This is a genomic window from Pseudomonas sp. MWU12-3088 (genome assembly GCF_023242405.1).
Classification (GTDB): domain Bacteria; phylum Pseudomonadota; class Gammaproteobacteria; order Pseudomonadales; family Pseudomonadaceae; genus Aquipseudomonas; species Aquipseudomonas kribbensis.
The window spans coordinates 315,625-336,450 of sequence record NZ_JALJEA010000005.1 but is presented as its reverse complement, the minus strand read 5'-3'; the positions used below and the strand labels follow the sequence as shown (position 1 = coordinate 336,450).

Annotated in this window: 22 protein-coding genes; 2 read left to right on the top strand and 20 right to left on the bottom strand. The window is 63.7% G+C overall.

Annotated elements, in window-relative coordinates:
• Positions 1-120: 120 nt before the first annotated feature.
• Complete coding sequence (hemE, locus tag M5B98_RS15260; RefSeq protein ID WP_007952372.1) at positions 121-1,188, top strand: uroporphyrinogen decarboxylase; 1,068 nt, start codon at positions 121-123, stop codon at positions 1,186-1,188.
• A 56-nt stretch (positions 1,189-1,244) separates the two neighbouring features.
• Here hemE and M5B98_RS15255 read toward each other — a convergent pair whose 3' ends face one another.
• The gene (locus M5B98_RS15255) at positions 1,245-2,519 is read right to left on the bottom strand and encodes an MFS transporter (protein ID WP_085711064.1); all 1,275 of its coding nucleotides are present in this window, start codon (positions 2,517-2,519) and stop codon (positions 1,245-1,247) included.
• Between the two features lie 118 nt (positions 2,520-2,637).
• Between M5B98_RS15255 and M5B98_RS15250 the strand changes: the two genes are divergently transcribed.
• Positions 2,638-3,534, top strand: a complete 897-nt coding sequence (locus M5B98_RS15250) for a LysR family transcriptional regulator (RefSeq protein ID WP_039766450.1) — start codon at positions 2,638-2,640, stop codon at positions 3,532-3,534.
• Here the strand turns inward: M5B98_RS15250 and M5B98_RS15245 are convergent, their stop codons facing one another.
• The 19 genes from M5B98_RS15245 to M5B98_RS15155 all read right to left on the bottom strand — a co-directional run bounded on the left by M5B98_RS15245 (position 3,535) and on the right by M5B98_RS15155 (position 20,817).
• Positions 3,535-3,972, bottom strand: a complete 438-nt coding sequence (locus M5B98_RS15245; RefSeq protein ID WP_085711066.1) for an excinuclease — start codon at positions 3,970-3,972, stop codon at positions 3,535-3,537.
• 170 nt (positions 3,973-4,142) lie between these two features.
• Positions 4,143-4,583, bottom strand: coding sequence for an excinuclease (locus M5B98_RS15240; protein ID WP_248743150.1), 441 nt, complete (start codon positions 4,581-4,583; stop codon positions 4,143-4,145).
• Between the two features lie 20 nt (positions 4,584-4,603).
• Positions 4,604-5,839 (bottom strand): beta-ketoacyl-ACP synthase, encoded by a 1,236-nt coding sequence (locus tag M5B98_RS15235; protein ID WP_248743149.1) that lies wholly within the window; start codon positions 5,837-5,839, stop codon positions 4,604-4,606.
• Entirely contained in the window at positions 5,839-6,567 is a 729-nt protein-coding gene (fabG, locus tag M5B98_RS15230) for a 3-oxoacyl-ACP reductase FabG (RefSeq protein WP_248743148.1), read from the bottom strand. The genes M5B98_RS15235 and fabG overlap by 1 nt, the downstream gene beginning before the upstream one ends.
• Positions 6,560-7,024 carry a hotdog family protein gene (locus M5B98_RS15225; RefSeq protein ID WP_248743147.1) on the bottom strand — a complete coding sequence of 155 codons (465 nt, stop codon included), beginning with the start codon at positions 7,022-7,024 and terminating at the stop codon, positions 6,560-6,562. The genes fabG and M5B98_RS15225 overlap by 8 nt, the downstream gene beginning before the upstream one ends.
• A complete protein-coding gene (locus M5B98_RS15220; RefSeq protein WP_248743146.1) occupies positions 7,021-8,217 on the bottom strand; it encodes a beta-ketoacyl-[acyl-carrier-protein] synthase family protein in 1,197 nt (398 codons plus the stop codon). Before M5B98_RS15220 ends, M5B98_RS15225 begins: the two co-directional genes overlap by 4 nt.
• Complete coding sequence (locus M5B98_RS15215; protein WP_248743145.1) at positions 8,214-8,696, bottom strand: hypothetical protein; 483 nt, start codon at positions 8,694-8,696, stop codon at positions 8,214-8,216. Before M5B98_RS15215 ends, M5B98_RS15220 begins: the two co-directional genes overlap by 4 nt.
• Positions 8,696-9,421, bottom strand: coding sequence for a class I SAM-dependent methyltransferase (locus M5B98_RS15210; protein ID WP_248743144.1), 726 nt, complete (start codon positions 9,419-9,421; stop codon positions 8,696-8,698). The genes M5B98_RS15215 and M5B98_RS15210 overlap by 1 nt, the downstream gene beginning before the upstream one ends.
• A complete protein-coding gene (locus tag M5B98_RS15205) occupies positions 9,418-10,665 on the bottom strand; it encodes an NAD(P)/FAD-dependent oxidoreductase (protein WP_248743143.1) in 1,248 nt (415 codons plus the stop codon). The genes M5B98_RS15210 and M5B98_RS15205 overlap by 4 nt, the downstream gene beginning before the upstream one ends.
• A complete protein-coding gene (locus M5B98_RS15200) occupies positions 10,652-11,812 on the bottom strand; it encodes a sodium:proton antiporter (protein ID WP_248743142.1) in 1,161 nt (386 codons plus the stop codon). The genes M5B98_RS15205 and M5B98_RS15200 overlap by 14 nt, the downstream gene beginning before the upstream one ends.
• Positions 11,809-14,148, bottom strand: coding sequence for an MMPL family transporter (locus M5B98_RS15195; protein WP_248743141.1), 2,340 nt, complete (start codon positions 14,146-14,148; stop codon positions 11,809-11,811). Before M5B98_RS15195 ends, M5B98_RS15200 begins: the two co-directional genes overlap by 4 nt.
• Entirely contained in the window at positions 14,132-14,734 is a 603-nt protein-coding gene (locus M5B98_RS15190; RefSeq protein ID WP_248743140.1) for an outer membrane lipoprotein carrier protein LolA, read from the bottom strand. Before M5B98_RS15190 ends, M5B98_RS15195 begins: the two co-directional genes overlap by 17 nt.
• A complete protein-coding gene (locus M5B98_RS15185) occupies positions 14,731-15,156 on the bottom strand; it encodes an acyl-CoA thioesterase (RefSeq protein ID WP_085685400.1) in 426 nt (141 codons plus the stop codon). The genes M5B98_RS15190 and M5B98_RS15185 overlap by 4 nt, the downstream gene beginning before the upstream one ends.
• Positions 15,149-16,693: an HAL/PAL/TAL family ammonia-lyase gene (locus M5B98_RS15180; RefSeq protein ID WP_248743139.1), complete on the bottom strand. Its 1,545-nt coding sequence runs from the start codon at positions 16,691-16,693 to the stop codon at positions 15,149-15,151. Before M5B98_RS15180 ends, M5B98_RS15185 begins: the two co-directional genes overlap by 8 nt.
• Positions 16,674-17,621, bottom strand: a complete 948-nt coding sequence (locus tag M5B98_RS15175) for a glycosyl transferase (protein ID WP_248743138.1) — start codon at positions 17,619-17,621, stop codon at positions 16,674-16,676. Before M5B98_RS15175 ends, M5B98_RS15180 begins: the two co-directional genes overlap by 20 nt.
• A complete protein-coding gene (locus tag M5B98_RS15170; protein WP_119429511.1) occupies positions 17,618-18,352 on the bottom strand; it encodes a glycosyltransferase family 2 protein in 735 nt (244 codons plus the stop codon). The genes M5B98_RS15175 and M5B98_RS15170 overlap by 4 nt, the downstream gene beginning before the upstream one ends.
• Complete coding sequence (locus M5B98_RS15165) at positions 18,345-20,024, bottom strand: acyl-CoA synthetase family protein (protein WP_248743137.1); 1,680 nt, start codon at positions 20,022-20,024, stop codon at positions 18,345-18,347. The genes M5B98_RS15170 and M5B98_RS15165 overlap by 8 nt, the downstream gene beginning before the upstream one ends.
• Positions 20,021-20,566 carry a hypothetical protein gene (locus M5B98_RS15160; RefSeq protein WP_085711081.1) on the bottom strand — a complete coding sequence of 182 codons (546 nt, stop codon included), beginning with the start codon at positions 20,564-20,566 and terminating at the stop codon, positions 20,021-20,023. Before M5B98_RS15160 ends, M5B98_RS15165 begins: the two co-directional genes overlap by 4 nt.
• Complete coding sequence (locus M5B98_RS15155) at positions 20,563-20,817, bottom strand: acyl carrier protein (RefSeq protein ID WP_007909503.1); 255 nt, start codon at positions 20,815-20,817, stop codon at positions 20,563-20,565. The genes M5B98_RS15160 and M5B98_RS15155 overlap by 4 nt, the downstream gene beginning before the upstream one ends.
• Positions 20,818-20,826 lie beyond the last annotated feature (9 nt).

The window sequence follows — 20,826 nt, the reverse complement described above, 5'->3', positions numbered from 1 at the left end:
TTGCTGAAATCCGCGAAATCATTGCGACAAATTGACCCGATAGACAAAAGGCTGACCTGCATCCGTGCCTTTTGCGTCGCGCTCTGAGAAAATGCCCGCACTTTTTTTCCGGATGCCGACATGACTGCCCTGAAGAACGACCGTTTCCTCCGCGCCCTGCTCAAGCAACCCGTAGACGTCACCCCTGTGTGGATGATGCGCCAGGCCGGCCGTTACCTGCCGGAATACCGCGCCAGCCGCGCCCAGGCCGGTGATTTCATGAGCCTGTGCATGAATCCGGAATTCGCCTGCGAAGTCACGTTGCAACCCCTCGACCGCTATCCGCAACTGGACGCGGCGATCCTGTTCTCCGACATCCTCACCATTCCCGATGCCATGGGCCAGGGCCTGTATTTCGAGACCGGTGAAGGCCCGCGCTTCAAGAAAGTCGTCAGCACCCTGGCCGACATCGAAGCCCTGCCGATCCCGGATCCGCACAAAGACCTCGGCTACGTGATGGACGCGGTCAGCACCATCCGCCGCGAACTGAACGGCCGCGTGCCGCTGATCGGTTTCTCCGGCAGCCCGTGGACCCTCGCCACCTACATGGTCGAAGGCGGCTCGTCGAAAGACTTCCGCAAGACCAAGGCGATGCTCTACGACAACCCGCAAGCCATGCACCTGCTGCTCGACAAACTGGCGCAGTCGGTGACCTCGTACCTCAACGGCCAGATCCAGGCGGGTGCGCAAGCGGTGCAGATCTTCGATACCTGGGGCGGCAACCTGTCGGCGGCGGCGTATCAGGAATTCTCCCTGGCCTACATGAAGAAAATCGTCAGCGGCCTGATCCGCGAGCACGACGGTCGCAAGGTGCCGGTGATTCTGTTCACCAAGAACGGCGGCCTGTGGCTGGAAAGCATCGCCGACGCCGGTGCCGACGCGCTGGGCCTGGACTGGACCTGCGACATCGGCAACGCCCGCGCCCGCGTCGGCGACAAAGTCGCGTTGCAAGGCAACATGGACCCGACCGTGTTGTACGCCAAGCCGGAAGCGATCCGCACTGAAGTGGGCCGCATCCTCGCCAGCTACGGCAAGGGCAGCGGCCACGTGTTCAACCTCGGCCACGGCATCACGCCGGAAGTCGACCCGGAACATGCCGGCGCGTTCCTGCGTGCGGTGCATGAGTTGTCGGCGCAGTATCACGAGTGAACATGTTTCAATAAAAAACGCCCGGCTTATGCCGGGCGTTTTTTTGTGGGCGTGAATCAGGCTTTGACGCCACCCAACGGCGGCAACTTCGCCAGCTTCAACGCCACCAACAGCGCCACCAGCAACAGCGCGCCGATAAACAGGCCAATCCCGTTCCATCCCGCCATGTGCCAGAACACCCCGCCCGCCGTCCCGGCGATGCTCGACCCGGCGTAATAGCTGAACAGGTACAGCGACGAGGCCTGGCCCTTGGCCTTGAGTGCCCGGCGGCCGATCCAGCTGCTGGCCACCGAGTGGGCGCCGAAGAAGCCGAAGGTGAAGATCAGCATGCCGATGATTACCAGCGGCAGCGGGGTGAACATGGTCAGGGCCAGGCCGGCGAACATCAGGGCGATGGTGGCCCACAGGACTTTGCGGCGGCCCAGTTTATCGGCCAGCGAGCCGATTTTCGCCGAGCTGTAGATGCCCGACAGATAGACCACCGACAACAGCCCCACAAACACCTGGTCCAGGTGATACGGCTCGGCCAGCAGGCGGTAACCGATGTAGTTGAACAGCGTGACGAACGCGCCCATCAGCACAAAGGCCTCAAGGAACAGCAACGGCAGGCCGGCATCGCGAAAGTGCATGGTGAAGCCGTCGAGCAGGCTGCGCGGGTGCAGCGAGCGGGAGCGGAAGTTGCGCGACTCCGGCAGGATCTTCCAGAACACCGCCGCCGCAATCAGCGCCAGACCGCCGATCACCATCATCGCTGTGTGCCAGCTGACGAAGTCGATCAGCACGCCAGTGATTAGCCGCCCGCTCATTCCGCCAATCGCGTTGCCGCCGATGTACAGGCCCATCGCCAGACCGATGTGCTGCGGATGGATTTCCTCGCTCAGGTATGTCATCGCGACCGCCGCCAGCCCGCTCAGCGACAACCCGATCAGCGCCCGCATGATCAGCACGCCGTGCCAGCTCGGCATCATCGAACTGGCGATGGTGCACAGGGCTGCGGCAAACAACGCGGCGACCATCACCGGTTTGCGTCCGACCCGATCGGAAATCGGGCCGGTGATCAGCAGACCAAAGGCCAGCATGCCGGTGGCCACTGAAAGAATCAGGCTGCTCTGCGCCGCGTTGATCGAATATTCGTGGGACAGCAGCGGCATCATCGGCTGCACGCAGTACAGCAGGGCGAAGGTCGCGAAGCCGCCGCTGAACAGCGCGAGTACCGTGCGCATGAACGCGGGCGTGCCTTTCTCGATGTAGATCTCTTGCAGTTCGGTCAGTACATCGTCCGCCGCAGCGGGCGGGACTTCATGGGCCAGTGGAGCGACGGCGGTTTTCACATCAGACCTCGGAGGGCGCGGACAAGCAGGCAATGAAAAAATCATATAGCTGGCTAATGTTTCTATCCAATATATTGTTCGACCTGTTTGATAGCTTTAACGACCTAATGGGGTGTCCATGGAATTGCGTCACTTGCGCTACTTCATCGCCGTCGCCGAAGAACTGCACTTCGGCCGCGCCGCACAGGTGCTGGGCATCTCCCAGCCACCGCTGAGCCAGCAGATTCAGGCGCTGGAACAGGAAGTCGGCGCACGGCTGTTCGAGCGTACCAATCGTCGGGTCGAGCTCAGCGAGGCCGGGCGGCTGTTTCTGGAAGAGGCGCGGCTGGTGCTGGCTCAGGTCGACAAAGCGGCAGATGTAGCCCGCCGTGCGCAACTCGGTGAATTGGGTGAGTTGAAGATCGGCTTCACCTCCTCGGCGCCGTTCAACTCGACCATTCCCCAGGCGATTTTTTCCTTCCGCCAGCGTTTCCCGGCCGTGCATCTGAACCTGCGGGAGATGAGCAGCACCATGGTGGCCGACGCACTGGTGGACGAGTCGATCGAGGTCGGCATCATGCGCCCCTTGGGTCTGCCGGATTCGTTGAGCGTGGTCGAACTGATGCGCGAGCCCTTGGTTGCGGTGCTCAGTTCCAAGCATCCGCTGGCCCAAGGCAGTGAGGAAGGGCTGTTCCTCTCGGCGCTGGCCCTCGAACCGTTCGTGTTCTTCCCCCGCAGCTACGGCAGTGGTTTGTACTCGCAACTGATCAGCCTGGCCCGTGACGCCGGTTTCAGCCCGCACTTCGCTCAGGAAGCGGGGGAAGCCATGACCATCATCGGTCTGGTGGCAGCAGGTCTGGGGGTGTCGGTCATGCCGGCCTCGTATCAGCGGATGCGCATCGACGGCGTGGTCTATCGCCCGCTGCTCGATCCCGAAGCCGTAACGGCGGTATGGCTGGTGCAGCGCAAGGACCAGAAATCGCCGATGGCCAAGGCGTTTGTCGAATTGCTCACACGCAAGGTCGAGGCCGGTTGATCAAGGCAACCGTACCAGATCCCCCTTTAACGCCACCCGCGTCACAAACACCCCGGCCCGACATTCGTAAGTGTTCAGATCCTTGCGCACATGCTGGTCGTAGTAACTGACGATATTGGTCACCGCGTTGGCACCGACGCGCTTGGCCTGGGCCTGCAGGGCAATCAGGTTCGACTGCAGCACCCACTCGCAGGAGTCGTGATCGCTCTTGTTGAAGCCGTTGGTCTTCAGGTCGCTGACCACACCGCGCTGCAACATCCGCTGAGTCCCCTGAGGTCCATTGCCGATCAGGTAAAACTTCACACTGCCATCCAGCCGCCCGGCCCGAATCGCATCCGACAGCACGGTTTCGAACGGCATGTACATCAGGTTGGTGGCGTGGCTGGCGCTGGGGAGCAGGCTGAAGAGGGCGGCGGCGATCAGGGCTTTCGCTTGCATGGTCATCTCCTTGACGTAACGCACAGCAAATCATGGGTATGACGAGTGTAGACGCCGTATATCGGACTGAGAGACGTCCATGTAGAGTGCGTGTAGCTTAGCGGCTACGGCTGATCTCGAGACATCAAGTGAAAAGGGCGCCGAAAGGCGCCCTTTGTCGTTTCCGGCGGTTACTGAACCGTCGCCAGGTCACCCTTCAACGCAACACCGGCCATGATCGCGCCGGCGTGGCATTCGTAGTTCTTCGCATCCTTGCGTTCGTTGCTCTTGTAGAAGCTGACGATGTTGGTCACGGCATTGGCGCCGGCGTTTTTTGCCGCCTGGTGCAGGCTGATGATGGCCGATTGCACGACCCACTCGCAGGCTTCCTGGTCGGACTTGTTGAAGGCGTTGGTCTTCTTGTTGGTCACCGCGCCAGGGCTGACGACGTTGACTTTGCCGGCCGGGGCGTTGCCCGCCAGATAGAACTTCACGCTGCCGTCGATCTTGCCGGTGCGGGTTGCCTCTGCGACCGCTTTGTCGAATGGCAGGTAGACCGCCGTGTCACGGGCCTGGCTGACGGCCGGCAAGGCACAGATGAGCAGGGCGGCAGCGAGTTGGTTGAAGCGCATGGAGGTCTCCTTGACCTGGATTAATTCGGTTGTGTCCAGCGGCGGAAAATCAGCGAGGTATTGACCCCGCCGAACGCGAAGTTGTTGTTCATCACGTAGTCGTGGTGCATCTGGCGGAACTCGCCGCGCAGGTAATCGAGCTGGCCGCAGTGCGGATCGACTTCGTCGAGGTTGAGCGTGTGCACGTACAGGTCGCGGTTGAGCATTTCGATGCTGAACCACGACTCCAGCGCGCCGCAGGCGCCCAAAGTGTGGCCGAGGAAGCTCTTCTGCGAGCTGATCGGCATGTGCTCGCCGAACAGGCTGCTGGTGGCCAGGGTCTCGGCGATGTCGCCCTGCTCGGTAGCCGTACCGTGACCGTTCACGTAACCGATGGCGTCAGGCGTGAGGCCGGCGTCCTCCAGTGCCAGCTCCATCGCACGGCGCATGGTGACCTGTTCCGGGCGGGTGGTGTGCTGGCCATCGGCGTTGCTGCCGAAGCCGACGATTTCAGCGTGGATGCGCGCGCCGCGAGCCAGGGCGTGCTCAAGCTCTTCGAGCACCAACATGCCGCCGCCCTCGCCGATCACCAGGCCGTCGCGGCCCTTGTCGTATGGGCGTGGCGACGTTTGCGGTGCATCGTTCTTGAGGCTGGTGGCGTACAGCGCGTCGAACACCATGGCTTCGGTCGGGCACAGCTCTTCGGCACCGCCGGCGAGCATCAACGGCAGGCGGCCGAACTTGATCGCCTCGTAGGCGTAACCGATGCCCTGGCTGCCGCTGGTGCAGGCGCTGGAGGTCGGGATCAGGCGACCAGTGAGGCCGAAGAAGATGCTGATGTTCGCCGCCGTGGTGTGCGGCATCATCCGCACGTAAGAGTTGGCGTTCAGACCTTCGGCCACCGAATTCAGCAGCATGTTGCCGAACGCCTTGATCTCGTCGGTGCTGCCGGTGGACGAACCACAGGCGACGCCCATGCGCCCGTCCTTGATCGATTCGTCGCCCAGCAGCCCTGCATCGGCCAGCGCTTTTTCCGCCGCGCCGACGGCCAGCCGCGAGACCCGGCCCATGCTGCGCAGTTGTTTACGTGTCCAGTGCGCCGGCACCAGAAAATCATCGATCGGCCCGGCCAGTCGGGTGTTCAGCTCGCTGAAGCGATCCCACTCATCCATCCGGCGGATGCCGCTGCGGTTGGCCGCAAAGTTGCCGGCGATGGTGTCCCAGTCGCTGCCCAGCGAGGTGATGCCGGCCATGCCGGTGACGACAACGCGCTTCATCAGCACAAGCCTCCGTTGACCGCCAGGACCTGGCGGGTGATGTACGACGCTTCCGCCGACATCAAGAAATTCACCGCACCGGCCACCTCTTCAGGGGTGCCCATGCGTTGTGCCGGGATCATTTTCATCAGTTCTTCCACCGGCACGTTTTCGTCGAGCATGGCCGTGTCGATCAGGCCCGGCGCGACACAGTTGACTGTAATTTTGCGCTTGGCCAGTTCGATCGCCAACGCCTTTGCGGCACCAATCACGCCAGCCTTCGAAGCGCTGTAGTTGACCTGGCCCCGGTTGCCGATCAGCCCCGAAACCGAGGTAATGCAAACAATGCGACCGGCGGCGCGACGGCGGATCATCGGCATCATCACCGGATGCAGGACGTTGTAGAAACCGTCGAGATTGGTGCGCAATACCACGTCCCAATCGTCATCGCTCAGGGCGGGAAATGCGCCGTCGCGGGTCAGGCCGGCGTTCAGCACCACGCCGTAATAGGCGCCGTGGCTTTCGACATCGGCTTCGAGGATGGCTTTGCAGGCTTCGCGGTCGGCCACGTCGAATTGCAGGATGCGCGCATTGCGCCCGAGCGCTTCGACTTCGGCTTTTACCGCTTGCGCTTCGGCCACGCCGCTGCGGCAATGCAGGACGATATCGTGGCCGGCCTGGGCCAGGCGCAGTGCGATGGCGCGGCCGATGCCACGGCTGGAGCCGGTGACCAGTACGAATTCAGTCATCGTTCGACTCCTTCAATTGTTCAAGATATTGCGCCGCATGCGGCGGGCGGAACACGTTCAGCCGGGCGCTGGCTTCGATGCCGGGCGCATGGATATGGCATTCGAACACGCCCATGCCGTTGTCATCTTCCAGCGAGCGGATGCCGTGGATGGTCAGTTCACAACCGACGGGAAACGCCTCGACATTGCATTCGAATTTGCGGGTGCCGAGCAGAAAGCCCAGCTCCACCGCATTGCCTTTCTGTCGTGCATGGCAGCCGGCGAACGCGGCAACGCTCTGCGCCATCAGTTCGACGCCGACCCACGCCGGCAGACTGCCGTCGGGCAGACTGAACAGGCCATCGGGTTTGACCGTCAGGATGGTGTGGATCTGCTCGTCGTCGAAGCTCAGGATCCGGTCGATCAGAATCATGTCGCCAGCGTGGGGCAGCAATTCGGCGAGCGGCCAGTCAGTCATGGGGCGTCTCCGATAATCAGGCTGACGTTATTGCCACCGAAGGCAAACGAATTGCTCATCAGGTAGCGGGGTGCAATGGACGCCAGGCGCTCGCTCGCGGTCACCCACTTCAGCGCTGGCAGGTCGGGATCGGCCTGGCCGTCCCAGACGTGCGGCGGCAAGGCGTGGTCGGGGTTGTCGGCACTCAGGCTCAGCCAGCAGAACGCGGCTTCCAGTGCGCCGGCAGCACCAAGGGTGTGGCCGGTCATGGGTTTGGTCGAGGAGCACGCCACGCCCTGCGGGAACAGGGTGGCAACGGCCAGGCTTTCCATGGCGTCGTTGTGTTGGGTGGCGGTGCCATGCAGGTTCAGGTAACTGATTTGCGCGGCTTGCAGTCGGGCGCGATCCAGCGCCTGTTGCATGGCCTGCAACGCGCCTCGGCCGGACGGTTCAGGTGCGGAAATGTGATGGGCATCGGAACTGGCGCCAGCGCCCAGCAGGGCGATGGCCGGGCCGTCGCCGCGCTGTTTGCTCATGACGAACAGCACCGCTGCCTCGCCGATATTGATGCCGTTGCGGTTGGCAGAGAACGGGTTGCAGCGCTCCCCGGAAACAGCTTCCAGCGACGAAAAACCATTGAGCGTCAGTTTGCACAGGCTGTCGACGCCGCCGCACAGCACCGCGTCGCACAGCCCCAGATCGAGCAGGCGTTTGGCACTCATCAGGGCTCGGGCGCTGGAGGTGCACGCCGTGGAAATCACATAGGTCGGGCCGCTCAGTTGCAGCCAGTCGGCGAGGAAGGTCGCCGGGGCGCCGAGTTCCTGTTGCCGATAGTCGTAATCGTCCGGGAACTGTTGGTTGCGAATGTAATGCGCCAGCCCCTGGCTGGCCTCGTCGATACCCGAGGTGCTGGTGCCGAGCACTACGCCGATGCGGTCCGGGCCGTAGGCCTGAATGGCAGCGTCGATGTCGTCGCGAATCTGCAACGCGGCTTCCAGCAACAACTGATTGTTGCGGCTCTTGTGCGCCGCCATCTGTGGCGGAACGGGCGCCAGATCACCGCGTGCGGCGGCCACCGGCAACTCGCGTTCCGGCACCCAGCCCGACTCGTGGCGCATGCCCGAACAATCGCCGGCGAACAGGTGGCGGGCGACTTCTTGCTTGTCACGGCCCAGGGCGCAGATCACGCCGAGGGCGTTGAGGTAGGCGGTCATGGCGTCGATTCACCTAAGGGAGACACGCGATAGTGCGGGCCTTGGGGCAGATTCAATTCGAAGCTCGACGGTTGTGAATAGCGGACGTCCCAGCGTGCCGGCAAGGAACGTTGCCCGTCGTGTTGCTGCGCGGTGGGGTAATTGCGTGACAGCTCGCCGGCAGGCGTCAGGGCGAACAGCAGCGCCGCGAACAACTCCCGGGCTTCCGGATTCGGCGGCAGCAGGCCGTCGGCCTGCCAGCGTCCGTCGATCAGTTGCTGACGGGCCTGGGGAATGCCCAGCGGATCCATCATCGACCAGCGGATGCCCGGGCCCTCGCGCTGGATCACCAGCAACCAGTCCTGACGCTGTCCGGCTTGCTGGCGCTCGATGTGCAGTTGCAGCGGCAAGGGCAGCGTCGGGTTATCCACAGGCAACGGCGCCTGGCTGGCGCAAGCGGTCAGCAGCAGGACGCAGGCGAGCAGCAGAACACGCGGCATCAGACAGCCTCTTCCAGCGGTTTGCGCGCCACGACGTTGACCAGGGTTTCTTCACGCTGGCCAAACGGCTTCGGCTGGCGCAGGCCAAAACGTTCCAGCAGGCCGAAATCCTTCGCCCGGCTCCACCACAGGTACGGGTAGGAAACATTCCGCTCGCCGAACTCGAAGCCCTGCTGGCGAATCATTTCCAGATACTGTGCCGCACTCTTCTGCACATGCATCGGGTGGCGGAACAACCAACGGATGACCCACGTATCAATGTAAGCCTCGGTGGACTCGGCGAACAGCAGATAACCACCCGGCTTGAGCACCCGGTAGAACTCGGCCAGGGCCTTTTCCTGCTCCACGAGGTGATGAAAGGTCTGGTGACAGAACAGCAGATCGACGCTCGCATCCGGAACATTCAGTGTCGCGCAGTCGCTGCCGATCAGCTCGACAGCAAAACCCTGGCGCACTGCTTCGGCGGCGCTCAGTTCCAGGCTGTGCGGGTCGGCATCGACGCCGATCAAACGCTGTGGCGCGAAGGTCTGGCGCAGGTGGCCGAAGGATTTGCCTTGGCCGCATCCGGCGTCCAGCAGCACCGGATTGGCCGGCAGCGCTTCGCTGAACAAGCCGCGCAAATCGTTGATCGCCACGCGCAATACATGGTGCTGCCAGGTGTGGCTGCGCAGGAACCAGAAGCCGAAACGGGTTTCCTCGACGTAGCTGTCGCTCAAGTAATTCATGTGTCGTCCTTTGCACAGAGTTCGGAAATCGTCTTCAGCCGGCGGCGTGCTTCGCTGACGAACGGGTTGCGTTCGTCCCAGGCGTAACCGGCGAGAATCGAGCAGATCATGCGACGGATGTCCGGGGAGGCCTGCTCATGGAAAATCACGTCCTGGAAAGTGCCGGCGTACCATCCCTCGACGTAGGCGCGGAAGGTGTCGACGCCGCGTTTCAACGGCTCGGCGAACTCGCTTTGCCAGTTCACGGTTTCGCCCTGCAACTGCCGGTGCAATACACCGGCGGCCATGCTCGCCGAGCGCATGGCGATGGTCACGCCGGAGGAAAACACCGGGTCGAGAAACTCGGCGGCGTTGCCTAGCAGAGCAAAACCCGGACCGTGCAGGGTTTTGACGTTGGCGGCATAACCGCCGAGGGTGCGCGCCGGGGTATCCCACACGGCGTTGTTCAACACTTTGGCCAGGCTTGGCGTTTCAGCAATGAAACCGCGCAGGCAGGCATCGAGATCAGCATCGCGACCATTGAAATGTTCAGCGGCAGCGACCACGCCCACCGAGCAGCGACCGTTGCTGAACGGAATCGTCCAGAACCAGATATCGCGATGCTGCGGATGGGTGGTGACGAGGATCTTTTCGCGATCGAAGGCCGGGTGGTCGATGTGATCTTCGACGTGGGTGAACACGGCCTGGCGCACCGGGAAATTCGACGGTGCTTCCAGGTCCAGCAAGCGTGACAAAACGCGGCCATAGCCGCTGGCATCGAGAACGAAACCGGCCTCGACACGGTACTCGCTGCCGTCCTCGCGACGCACATCGAGTTGCGGGCGCGGGCGGTCGAAATCGACGCTGACGATGGCATCGCCATAACGGATTTCCACGCCTTGCAGCGCGGCTTGATCGGCCAGCAGTTTGTCGAAGTCGGCGCGTTGTACCTGGAAGGTGGTCGGTTTGCCGCCGGTGAACGTATCGCCGAAATCGAACGCGCTGTAGCGCTCGCCCCAGGCGAATGCCGCCCCGGTCTTGCGCTGGAATCCGGCGGCGTTCACCGCATCGAGCATCCCCGCTTCCTCGACGAAATCCAGGCAATGACTGAGCAGGCTTTCGCCGATGGAAAACCGCGGAAAATGCTGGCGCTCGATGACCAGCACGTCGTGCCCCTTGCGCTTGAGCAACGCAGCGGCGATGGCGCCGGAGGGACCGGCGCCGATGATCACGACCTGACGGGATTCCATTTCAACGATTGGCACGCGAGCTCCTGGGTACGGCAATAGGGTTCAGTGACGCACGGTGCAGGCCGATGAAGGCCGGCAACAGCGTCGCGATCAGCCCCATCAGCATCAGCGCAAAGTACAGCGCCGGGCTGATGAGTTGTTGTTGCAACAGCAGGTTGAGAAAGACGATTTCACTCAGGCCGCGAATATTCAGCAGCACGCTTTCGCGCCAGCGGCTGGCTCCTTCGAACGATGCGCCGGCCCAGCCGATGCCCAGCCAGTTGCCGAGCAATTTGCTGGCGATCGGCAACAGCAGCAACGCTGCCCATTGCACAGCGCCGAGGCTTGCGAGGGCGCTGTGCACATCGATCTGCACGATGCCGAAGGTGAGGATCAGCGGAATCGCGATCCACGTCTGCAAACGGTTCATCCAGCGCGCCGGCAGCGGCAGCACCAGCGGCACTTTCAGCGCGGCCATGCACAGCAGGTAGCCGATGCCGAAAATCAGCGCATTGAGCTTGTAGTGTTCGGCCAGCACCAGCAGCGCAAAGAAACCCAGGCTGTAAGTCAGCGGCCGGCGGATTGCGAATACCCGCAACAGCAACGGCACGCAGGCCAGCCCCAGCGGCAGCAACAGACTGCTCAGGTGCAGGCTGCCCTGGGCGAGGCCGAACAGGGTCCAGCAGGTCAGGTCGATCAGGATCGCGGTCTGCACCAGACGCCGGGTGGCGGCGGGCGGATAGTCGATATGGCGCAGGTACAGATACAGCACCGGGATTGCGGTGATGGCGAACACCAGACCGATGGCCAGCGAGTTGATCCACGGTTGCGCCGGCAGCAGCCAGTACGCCGTTGCGAGTCCGCAGGCGAAAGGCACGGCGAAACTCGGCACGGCGATTTTCACGCTCTGGCGATCCAGACGCAGGTCGATCACATCGCTGAGGATGTGCCCGAGCAGCAGCGCAAAGCTCAGGCTGTAGAGGTTTTTCAGCCAGTCCGGCGCAATCAGATCGGCGCCGCTGAGCTGCCAGCCCGGTTCGATCCAGAAATACATCAACAGCGGCAGGATGAAGCTGGCCAGCAGCAACTGGCTGACAATCGGAATCAACCCGAAATGCCGGCCGACGCGGGTGGCCACGGCGAACAGCGCCAGGGCCATGACCCAGAAGACTGCGACCATCATGCTGCCGGCTCCGCGACTGTCGCGGCATGGGCATGACGCCCGGCCCACGGCGCCAACATGAAGCTGAAGGCCAGCCCGAGGCTTACCGACAGACCGAAATTGCTCACCGCCGGCGTACTCGACACCGCCAGCAGGCCGAACGACAGCCAGGTCGTCAGCGCCGCCAGCAAGGTGCCGAGCAGACTGACCGCCGCGCCGCCAACCTGCTCGCGCATGAGGATCGCGTAATCGACGCTGATCGCCGTCACCAGCAGCAGGCCGAACAGGCTGAACAGGGTCAGCGGCTGACCGAGCCAGCCGAGGCTGGCCAGACTGCACAGCGCGGCGAGCAGCGGCAGGGAAACGATGCGCAACGCGCCACCGAGGCCGAACGGCAGGATCAACACCAGCACGATCAGCACGCAGGAGGCGAGTTTCAGTTCGGCGGCGCTGATCTGGGTTTCGGCAAACACCCGGTTCAGGTCACCGAGGCGATCCACCAGCTCCACGCCGGGCAGGTCCAGCGCCTGCACCCGCAGCAGTGCGGGGTTGTTCAGGCCTTGCAGGCTGACCATTGCCGCCACACCGCCCTCTACCGGGCCGAGCCACAGGGTGCGGTAGGGCTCGCCGAGCGGGCCGCTGAGCGCGGTGTCGATGTCTTCGGCGGGCAGGGCTTGCAGTTGCGCGAGTTCGGTTTGCAGGGCCGCGAGCGGAACGCCGACTTCAAGCAGCGGCTGCCAGAATTGCGGCAACTTGTTCAGTGCTTCGCGAACCTCCTGTTGCTGGCTCGGCGGGCTGACCAGTTGGTTGAGCGCCAGAAAACCCTGCAACTTGTCGAGGTTGACCAATTGCTCCAGGCGCTCACTCAGCGCGGCCTGACGCTCCAGCAGTTGCTCCTGGTTTTCCGCGCGTACCAGGAAGAACTGGCTGGTCGGTTGATAACCGGTGATGCGGGCGATGGCCTGCGCCTCATCGGTCAGATGCTGCGGCGCGCCAACCCACTGGCGGATGTCGTTCTTGCTTTGCAGTTGCACCAGACCGCCGGCGCAGAAGGCGATCAGCAGGGCGAACAGAATCGGCGTGCGCACGTGTTCCAGCAGGTTTTCCCGAAGGCTGACCATGCGTTCGGCCAGCCGCAACGGCCACTGCGCCGGGCGCAATTCGACGTTGCTCAACAGCGCCGGCAGCAGGCACACCGCCGACAGGTAAGCGCCGAGCAGCCCGGCGGCGGAGAACACGGCGATCTGGGTCAGGGCCGGGAACGGTGTCCAGGCCAGCGCCAGATAACCGATGGCGCTGGTGATCAGGCTCAGAGTCAGGCCCGAGACGGTCAACCGCAGCGCCGGCCAGCTGCGCCAGGGTTTGAGGCTCCAGCTCTTGGACAGGTAGTGCAGCGGGTAGTCCACCGCGACACCGATCAGGCTAGAGCCGAGCACCAGCGTCATCACATGTAGGTGCCCGAACAGCGCCACGCAGGCCACTGCGCCGAACAGCATGCCCACCAGCACCGGAATGAATGCCAGCAACACCCGCCAGCGGCGGAAGGCGAGCAACAGCAGCAACAGAATGCCGAGGGTCGCGCCGCCGCCGACCCAGGAAATTTCCCGGGTCGCTTGCTGCTGACCGTTGGCCGCGTAGAGCAAACCGCTGGCGGCCAGCAGTTGCACATCGGATTTCGCCGCTTGCTCGCGGCTGTGTTGCAGCAGCGCGGCGACTTGCAGCGGCAAATTCATGTCGAAGGCGTTGCCGGTGGTGCGTGCCCGCAGCAGCACCCAGCTCTTGCCGTCGGCATCGGCGATCAACGCTCCGCTGCCGATATCCAGTTGCACCGCGCCGTGCTGCGGCTGACTGTTCTGGATACGGCTAGTCAGGCCCAGCCAGTCGTCCTGGCTCGGCACCAGACTGAAACCGGTGAACGGATCGAACAGCGCCTGCACCCGCTGCTGGATAAAGGCATCCGGGTGTTCGATCAGCAGTTGCCGATCATCCGCCGAGAGCATTGCCAGTCGCCCTTGCAGCAATTGCGTGCGCAGGGCGGGCAGGTCGGCTTGCAGGTTCCACTGCACTTTTTCGAACAGTCCGCTGGCCTGCCATTGCTCGCCCAGCGTCTGGGCCATGGCGACGGCTTGCTGGCGATCGGTGTGGCCGACCAATACCAGCATTTCCCGGTTGAGCGGTTCCTGCATGCGTTGTTCGGCACGCTGCTCGACGGCGTCCGGATGGGTGCCGGGCACCAGCTCCATCAGGTTCGCCGACAGCGGTGCGCCGTCGCGCCACTGCCACGCGCCCAATGCGACGACGGCCAGCAACAGGATCAGGAACAGCCAGGGCAGCCTGCGTTCACTCGGCAAAGTCATGTTGCTCCGCGTCGCTCAACGGTTGGCCGGCGGTGCTGTCCTGCATGCGCAGCACAGTGCTGTCGCCCTGGGTTTCCAGCAGTTCGATGGTATTCACCAGCGTGCCGCCGGTGATGTTGATCTGGTTGAAAACCTGCTTGAGCAACACCGAGCGCGGGGTGAGAGTCAGATGCCATTGCTGCGCATCGCCGCTCAGGGCCAGTTCGAAATCCCGTTGCAGGCCGCTGCTGTCGCCTTGCAGCACGGCGAGGAACAGACGGTTCTGTTCGGCGCCGGCGCTCTTGCCCGGCAAAAGTTGCCAACCGCTGACGTCACGACGGGCGATGCCTTTTGCGTTGATGCGGTAGTCCTGCTGCAGCGGGGTTTTCAGCAGCCAGAGCAGACCGTAATGCTTGGCGAGGACAAAGGTGCCCTTGCTGATCAGCGGCTGGGGCAGGGCACGCAGGTGCTTTTCCTGGATGAACTGGCCGTGGATCACGTCCGGTTTCGCCAGTTGATCGCTCAACTGTTGCAGGTCGAAGGCGTTGGCCAGCGACGACAGCGTCAGCAGTGCCAGGGCTCCAAGGGATTTCACAAACACATTCATCGCAGCATCCTTTCCACGGCATCGGTGAAGACTTTCGGCGACGCCAGTTGCATCTCGCGGCTGCTCACCTCGACAGCGACCTGCACCGAACTGGCGCGGGTCAGGCGCTCGCCGGTCTCGGCGTCGGTGATCAGGTAGTGAATCTTCAGGCGGTTTTCCCATTCCACCAGGCTGGCGCGCACGTTCAGCCGCTGACCGAACACCGCGCCGCGCACGTAGCGCAATTGCAGGTCGATCACCGGCCAGGCGTAGCCCGAATCGACCATCTGGTTGTAGTTGTGGCCGATCTTGTCGAGCAGCGCGCAGCGCGCCACTTCCAGGTATTTCACGTAATGGCCGTGCCAGACGACGTGCATGGTGTCGACGTCAAAGAACGGCACGAGGATTTCCGTATCGGCGTGAAGCACTCCGGCACTACGCATGCAGCCTCCAGTGTTGTTCGGCGATGCGTTGCAGGCACAGGCGCAGTTCGCCTTCCAGTGCGCGGTCTTCGATCACCGGCGGGAAGTCTTGGGCCAGCGCTTCGTGCATCGCGGTCAGGGACGGCGGCAGTGGTCGTGCGTCTTCATCACGGCCACGCAGCCACACGCCCTGATTGGCCGCGAGCAGTGTGGCCGCGGCGACCTGTTCGGTCAGCTCCAGCACGCGAATGGCGTCGCGGGCGGCGATGGTGCCCATGCTCACCTTGTCCTGGTTGTGGCACTCGGTGGAGCGCGAGAAGACGCTGGCCGGCATGGTGTTTTTCAACGCTTCGGCGGTCCAGGCGCTGGCGCCGATCTGCACAGCCTTGAAGCCGTGGTTGAGCATCGCACGGTCGGCGCTGGCGCCGGACAGGTTGCTCGGCAAACCGTGGTTGTAACGCTCGTCCACCAGCAGCGCGAGTTGCCGGTCAAGCAGGTCGGCGACGTTGGCCACGAGGTTTTTCAGGCTGTCCATGGCGAACGCGATATGCCCGCCGTAGAAGTGCCCGCCGTGCAGCACGCGCTCGGCTTCGGCGTCGATGATCGGGTTGTCGTTGGCGCTGTTGAGTTCGGTCTCGATGAACGAACGCAGCCAGTTCAGGCTGTCGGCCAGCACGCCGAGCACGTGCGGTGCGCAACGCAGCGAGTAGCGATCCTGCAGGCGATGCAGCGGCGCGGTCGGCGCGTCGATCGCCAGATCCTTGCGCAGCCACGCGGCGACCTGCATCTGCCCCGGATGCGGCTTGGCGGCGAACAGGCGCTCGTCGAAGTGCTCCGGATTGCCTTGCAGCGCCACCACGTTCAGCGCGGTGATGCGGGTGGCCAGTTGCAGCAGGTAATCGGCGCGGGCGTAGGCCAGGCAGGCGAGACCGGTCATCACGGCGGTGCCGTTCATCAATGCCAGCGCTTCTTTCGGGCGCAGCACCAACGGGGTCCAGCCCAGTTCACGGTGCACATCGGCGGACTGGCGGCGCTCGCCACGGAACATCACTTCACGCTCACCGGACAGGGTCGCGGCAACGTAGGACAGCGGCGTCAGATCGCCGCTGGCGCCCACCGAACCCTCTTCGGGGATCAGCGGCAGGATGTCGTGTTCGAGGAAGGCGTGCAGGCGTTCCAGCAGCTCGATGCGCACCCCGGACACGCCGTGGCACAGCGACTGCAGACGCGCCGCCAGCACCGCGCGGGTGGCCTGGGCGTCGAGCAGTTTGCCCAGCCCGCAACCGTGGAAGGTGTACAAGTGCTGCGGCAGCGCTTCGACGTGATGCAGCGGCACCGCGACCACGCAGGAGTCGCCGTAACCGGTGGTCACGCCGTAGATCACGCCTTCCTTGTCCAGCAGCGAATCGAGGAACCGCGCACCTTTGGCGATGCGTTCACGGTAGTCGGCGTCGCTCTGCAACTGCACGGGCGCCTGACGGTTGGCCAGGGCCAGCACGTCTTCGATGCGCAAAGGGCGTTCGCCGAAGGTTACCGGCTCATGGGTTGGCGTCGTCATCGGTCTTCCAGAAAGGGTAAAAGTTGAACCATTGCTTGGGGGCTTCGAGGCAATAGTGACTCAGTCGTTCGGCGTAGCGGGTCGCCCACTGATGAATGACCTGTTCGCGGTCGCGGCGGGTCCAGGTCACGGCCTCGGTGAACGGCTCCAGGGTCAGGCGATAGTGGCCGTCAGGTTGCTTGAGGCACATCAGCAGATTGACCGGGCATTTCAGCAGGCCGGCCAGCAGCCACGGACCTTGCGGGAACCGCGCCGGATGGCCGAGGAAATCCACGGTGACGCTGCGGCCGCCATGCAGCGGTACGCGGTCGCCGGCAATCGCCAGCCATTCGCCGCGCTCCAGGCGTTCGTTCAGCTGCAGCATGACCCCCGGGTCCAGCTCGCTGACCTGGATCAGCCGCAGATTGGTCGCCCCGGCTTCGCCCAGCAGGCGGTTGAATTGTTCGGCGTGCTTGGTGTGCACCAGCACGTTCATGGTGACCTTTTCGCCGATCTCCGCCAGTGCGCGGCACACTTCGAGGTTGCCCAGGTGCGCGCCCACCAGCATTTGCCCGCGACTGCCACGCAACTGATTGCGCAACAGCGCCGGGTCGATGATTTCGATCTGCTCGATGCTCAGCTTGCGGTTCCATACGTCGAGCTTGTCGAGCAGCGAATCGGCGAACGCCATGAACTGCTCGAACACGCGCCACAGGCTCGGGCGCAATTCATGGCGACCGCTCCAGTCGGCGAGGCGCTGCTGATACTGCCAGGCGCTGCGCCGGGCCGTACGGCCGAACAGGAAGAAGTACAGGACGATGCCGTACAGCAACGGGCTCAGCAGGCGTCGGCCAAGGACCCTGGCGGCGAACGCGGTGAATTTCATCAGCAGGAAACTGCCGCGCTCTTCGCGGTCGGCCCAGTGCTTCTTGTCGGTTTCGACGGTCATGCGCGCCACCGTCGCCAGAGGATCGCGGGCGAGCGCAGCAACATGCCGAAGAACAGGCGCGTGTGCATGCTCGAAATCAGCACGTTGTCGTGGAACATCCGAAAGTGCGACACACCGTCCAGCGGGTAGTGCACGCTGGTTTGCAGCCAGCGCATCGGCTGGTTGCGCCAGGACAGGCGCACGAGGATGTCCGAGTCGAAATCCATGCGCTTGCCGATCCGCGCCGAGTCGATCACCGCCAGTGTCGGTTCCAGCGGATAGACGCGGAAACCGCACATCGAATCGCGGATCTGCAGCGACAGGGTGTTGATCCACACCATCACGTGAGTCAGGTAACGGGCGTACAGGCGACCCTTGGGGACGCTGGCGTCGTACAGCGGATAACCGCAGATCAGCGCTCGCGGATGGGCGCGGGATTCCTCGACGAACCGCGCGACATCCTGCAAGTCGTGCTGACCGTCGGCGTCGACCTGCAAGGCGTGGCTGAAACCCAGTCGCGCCGCTTCACGCAGGCCGGTCATCACCGCGCCGCCCTTGCCCTGATTGGTGGTTAGGCGCACCAGGTACACCCGCTCGCGTTCGGCCAGCACATCCAGCACGGCTGCACAGGATTTGCTGCTGGCGTCGTCCACCAGAATGCACGGCAAGCCTTGGGCGAGCAGGGCATCGACCACCGTGGCGATCGCGGTTTCGTGGTTGTACACCGGGATGACCGCGCAAGGATTATGCATTGCCAGTCCCCAGCAGAATCCGCCCGCTGGAGCAGGTGGCGGTGTCGTTGCGGTAGGCGAAATACAGTTTGCCGCGTTCAGGGTCGAAGCGCAGATGCAGCTGGATTTCATCGCCGGGGCGCACCAGTTGCTGGAACTTCAGCACTTCCATGCCGGCGAACGCGCCGGACAGGTTCAACAGCTGACGACCGAGGTTCAGCGCCCACTCGACCTGCACCACGCCGGGCAGCACCGGGGCCTTGGGGAAGTGACCGCTGAAGTAAGCGAGGTCTGGCGGCACGCTCAGTTGCAGGCTCCACTCGCCATCGGTTTCGGTTTGTTCCAGAACCTCCGGTGCTTTCGGACGCGGCGCCAGCAGCAAGGCTTCGACGTCGGCCTGTGGCAGCTTGCCCTGAGGATTCAGCGGCAGTTGTCGCAACAGGCGCCAGCGCCGGGGCAGGGCGAGGGCTTCGCAATGCTCGCCGAGGTGACGGCGCAGGGTTTCGGTGAGGCTGCGCCGGCCGTGTTCGCGCAAGGCAAACAGGCCGGATTCGCTGAGCACCAGCAGGGCACCGAGGGACGCGCGGTTTTCCTGCACCACACCGAGTCGCGCTTCGGCGACCCAGTCGTGGGCGACCAGGGCCTGCTCCAGCATCGGCAGAGAGATGCGTTTTTCTTCCAGTTTGACGATCCGGTCCAGCCGCCCCAGCAGTTCGAAGCGACCATCGGCTTCGATGCTTGCGGCATCGGCGGTGTGTTCGACATGCCCGGCGGGCAAGTATGGCGAGGCGATCAACAGGGCGCCGTCGCCGTCCTGGCTCAGCTCGACACCGGCAAACGGCTGCCACAGCTGTTGGCCCTGACGCCAGGCGATGCCGCCGGTCTCCGAGCTGCCGAGGATTTCCGTTGGCCACTGCTGCAAGCGCTGGTGCAGGCTCTGCGCAGCATCTGCCGGCAGCGCGCCGCCGGAGGAAAACACCCGACGCACGGCGCTCAGGGCCGGCCAGTCGAGGTTGTCGCCCATGCGCTTGAGCAACGCCGGGCTGGCCACCCAGGCGAAGGCCGGGTGTTGGCGGCTGGCGCGCTGCATGTCTTCAGGAAAGGCCAGTTGTTTGCGCAGAAACACGCGCCCGGCACACAGCGGCCACAACACACGGAACAACAGACCGTAAATGTGTTGGGTGGCGACGCTGCCGATGATGCAGGCCTCACCGAGATCCGCGCCCCACAGTTGCTCGAGGGCTTCGACTTCGTTGGCCAGTTGCCGCAGGGATTTGTCGATGCGTTTGGGCTCGCCGCTGGAGCCGGAGGTGCACAGGCTCAGGCGGCACTGGTCGAGATCCAGTTCAGCGCCCGTCAGAGCTGTGTACTGCAAGTCGCTCAGGTGTGCGTCGTCTGCGTGATCGGTCAGCCACAGGTCGACTTCGTTCGACCAGCGCTGGCGGGTCTGCGCTTGCAGATCCGAAGGCAGCAAGACGCTGACGCCGGCACGCCAGGCACCGAGCAGGGCAATCGCCAGTTCTGCGGCATCTTCCAGGTGCACGGCCAGACGTTGCACGCCCTTGGCTTGCAGGCCGGCGGCCAGGCTCAGGGCCTGTTCGCGCAGGTGTGCGTGATCGAGTGCCGGCGCGACGGTGACGGCGCGCTGCGGCAGATCCTTGAGCAACAGCTGCTCAAGTTTTATCCAGTTCATGGGCGACCTCTTACCCGTTGTCGTATCAGCCATTCAATGGCAAACATCAGGCCGATCAATCCGTAGGAGATCAGGCCGGTGTACAACATCCACCAGTGCAGCGGCGCCCAAAGGGTCAGCAGGGCCGCGCACAAGCCATTACAGAAAAAAAACACGCTCCAGGCCACGGTGACCTGACGGGTGTAGCGGATCGCCTCGGGCGGCAATTGCGGCTCGCGAATTCGCGCCAGACGTTCGACCATCGGCGGGCCGTATTTCAGGCTCAGGCTGAACAGCACCAGCATGAAGCCGCTGATCAGCACCGGATACCAGCGCAGCAACAGCGGGCTGTCGAACAGCGCCAGCAGCAGGCAGAACACGATGGCCACGCAGGCCATCCACAGGCTGCCGGGCTTGCGCTCGCCGGTCAGCGCGCGGGCCAGCCACAGGCTGCCCAGCAGCAGGCCGAACTGCCACGGCGCAAAGTGCTCCATGCCGAAATACACCGCAAAGGGATACAACAGGCCCGCCAGCAGCAGGCCGAGGCCGATCAATCGGCTCATGCGGCCGGTTGAACCAGACGGTAGACCGCCTCGACCACGTCGCCGACGGTACGCACCGACTTGAATTCCTCGGCGGCGATTTTCTTGCCGGTCTGGCGCTTGATGTGGTCGATCAGGTCGACGGCGTCGATGCTGTCGATTTCCAGGTCCTGATACAGGTTCGATTCCAGGCTCACACGGGCCGGGTCCAGTTCGAATAGCTCGACCAGGGCATCGCGCAGGGTGTTGAAGATGTCGTCACGAGTTTGCATGGTCCGGTC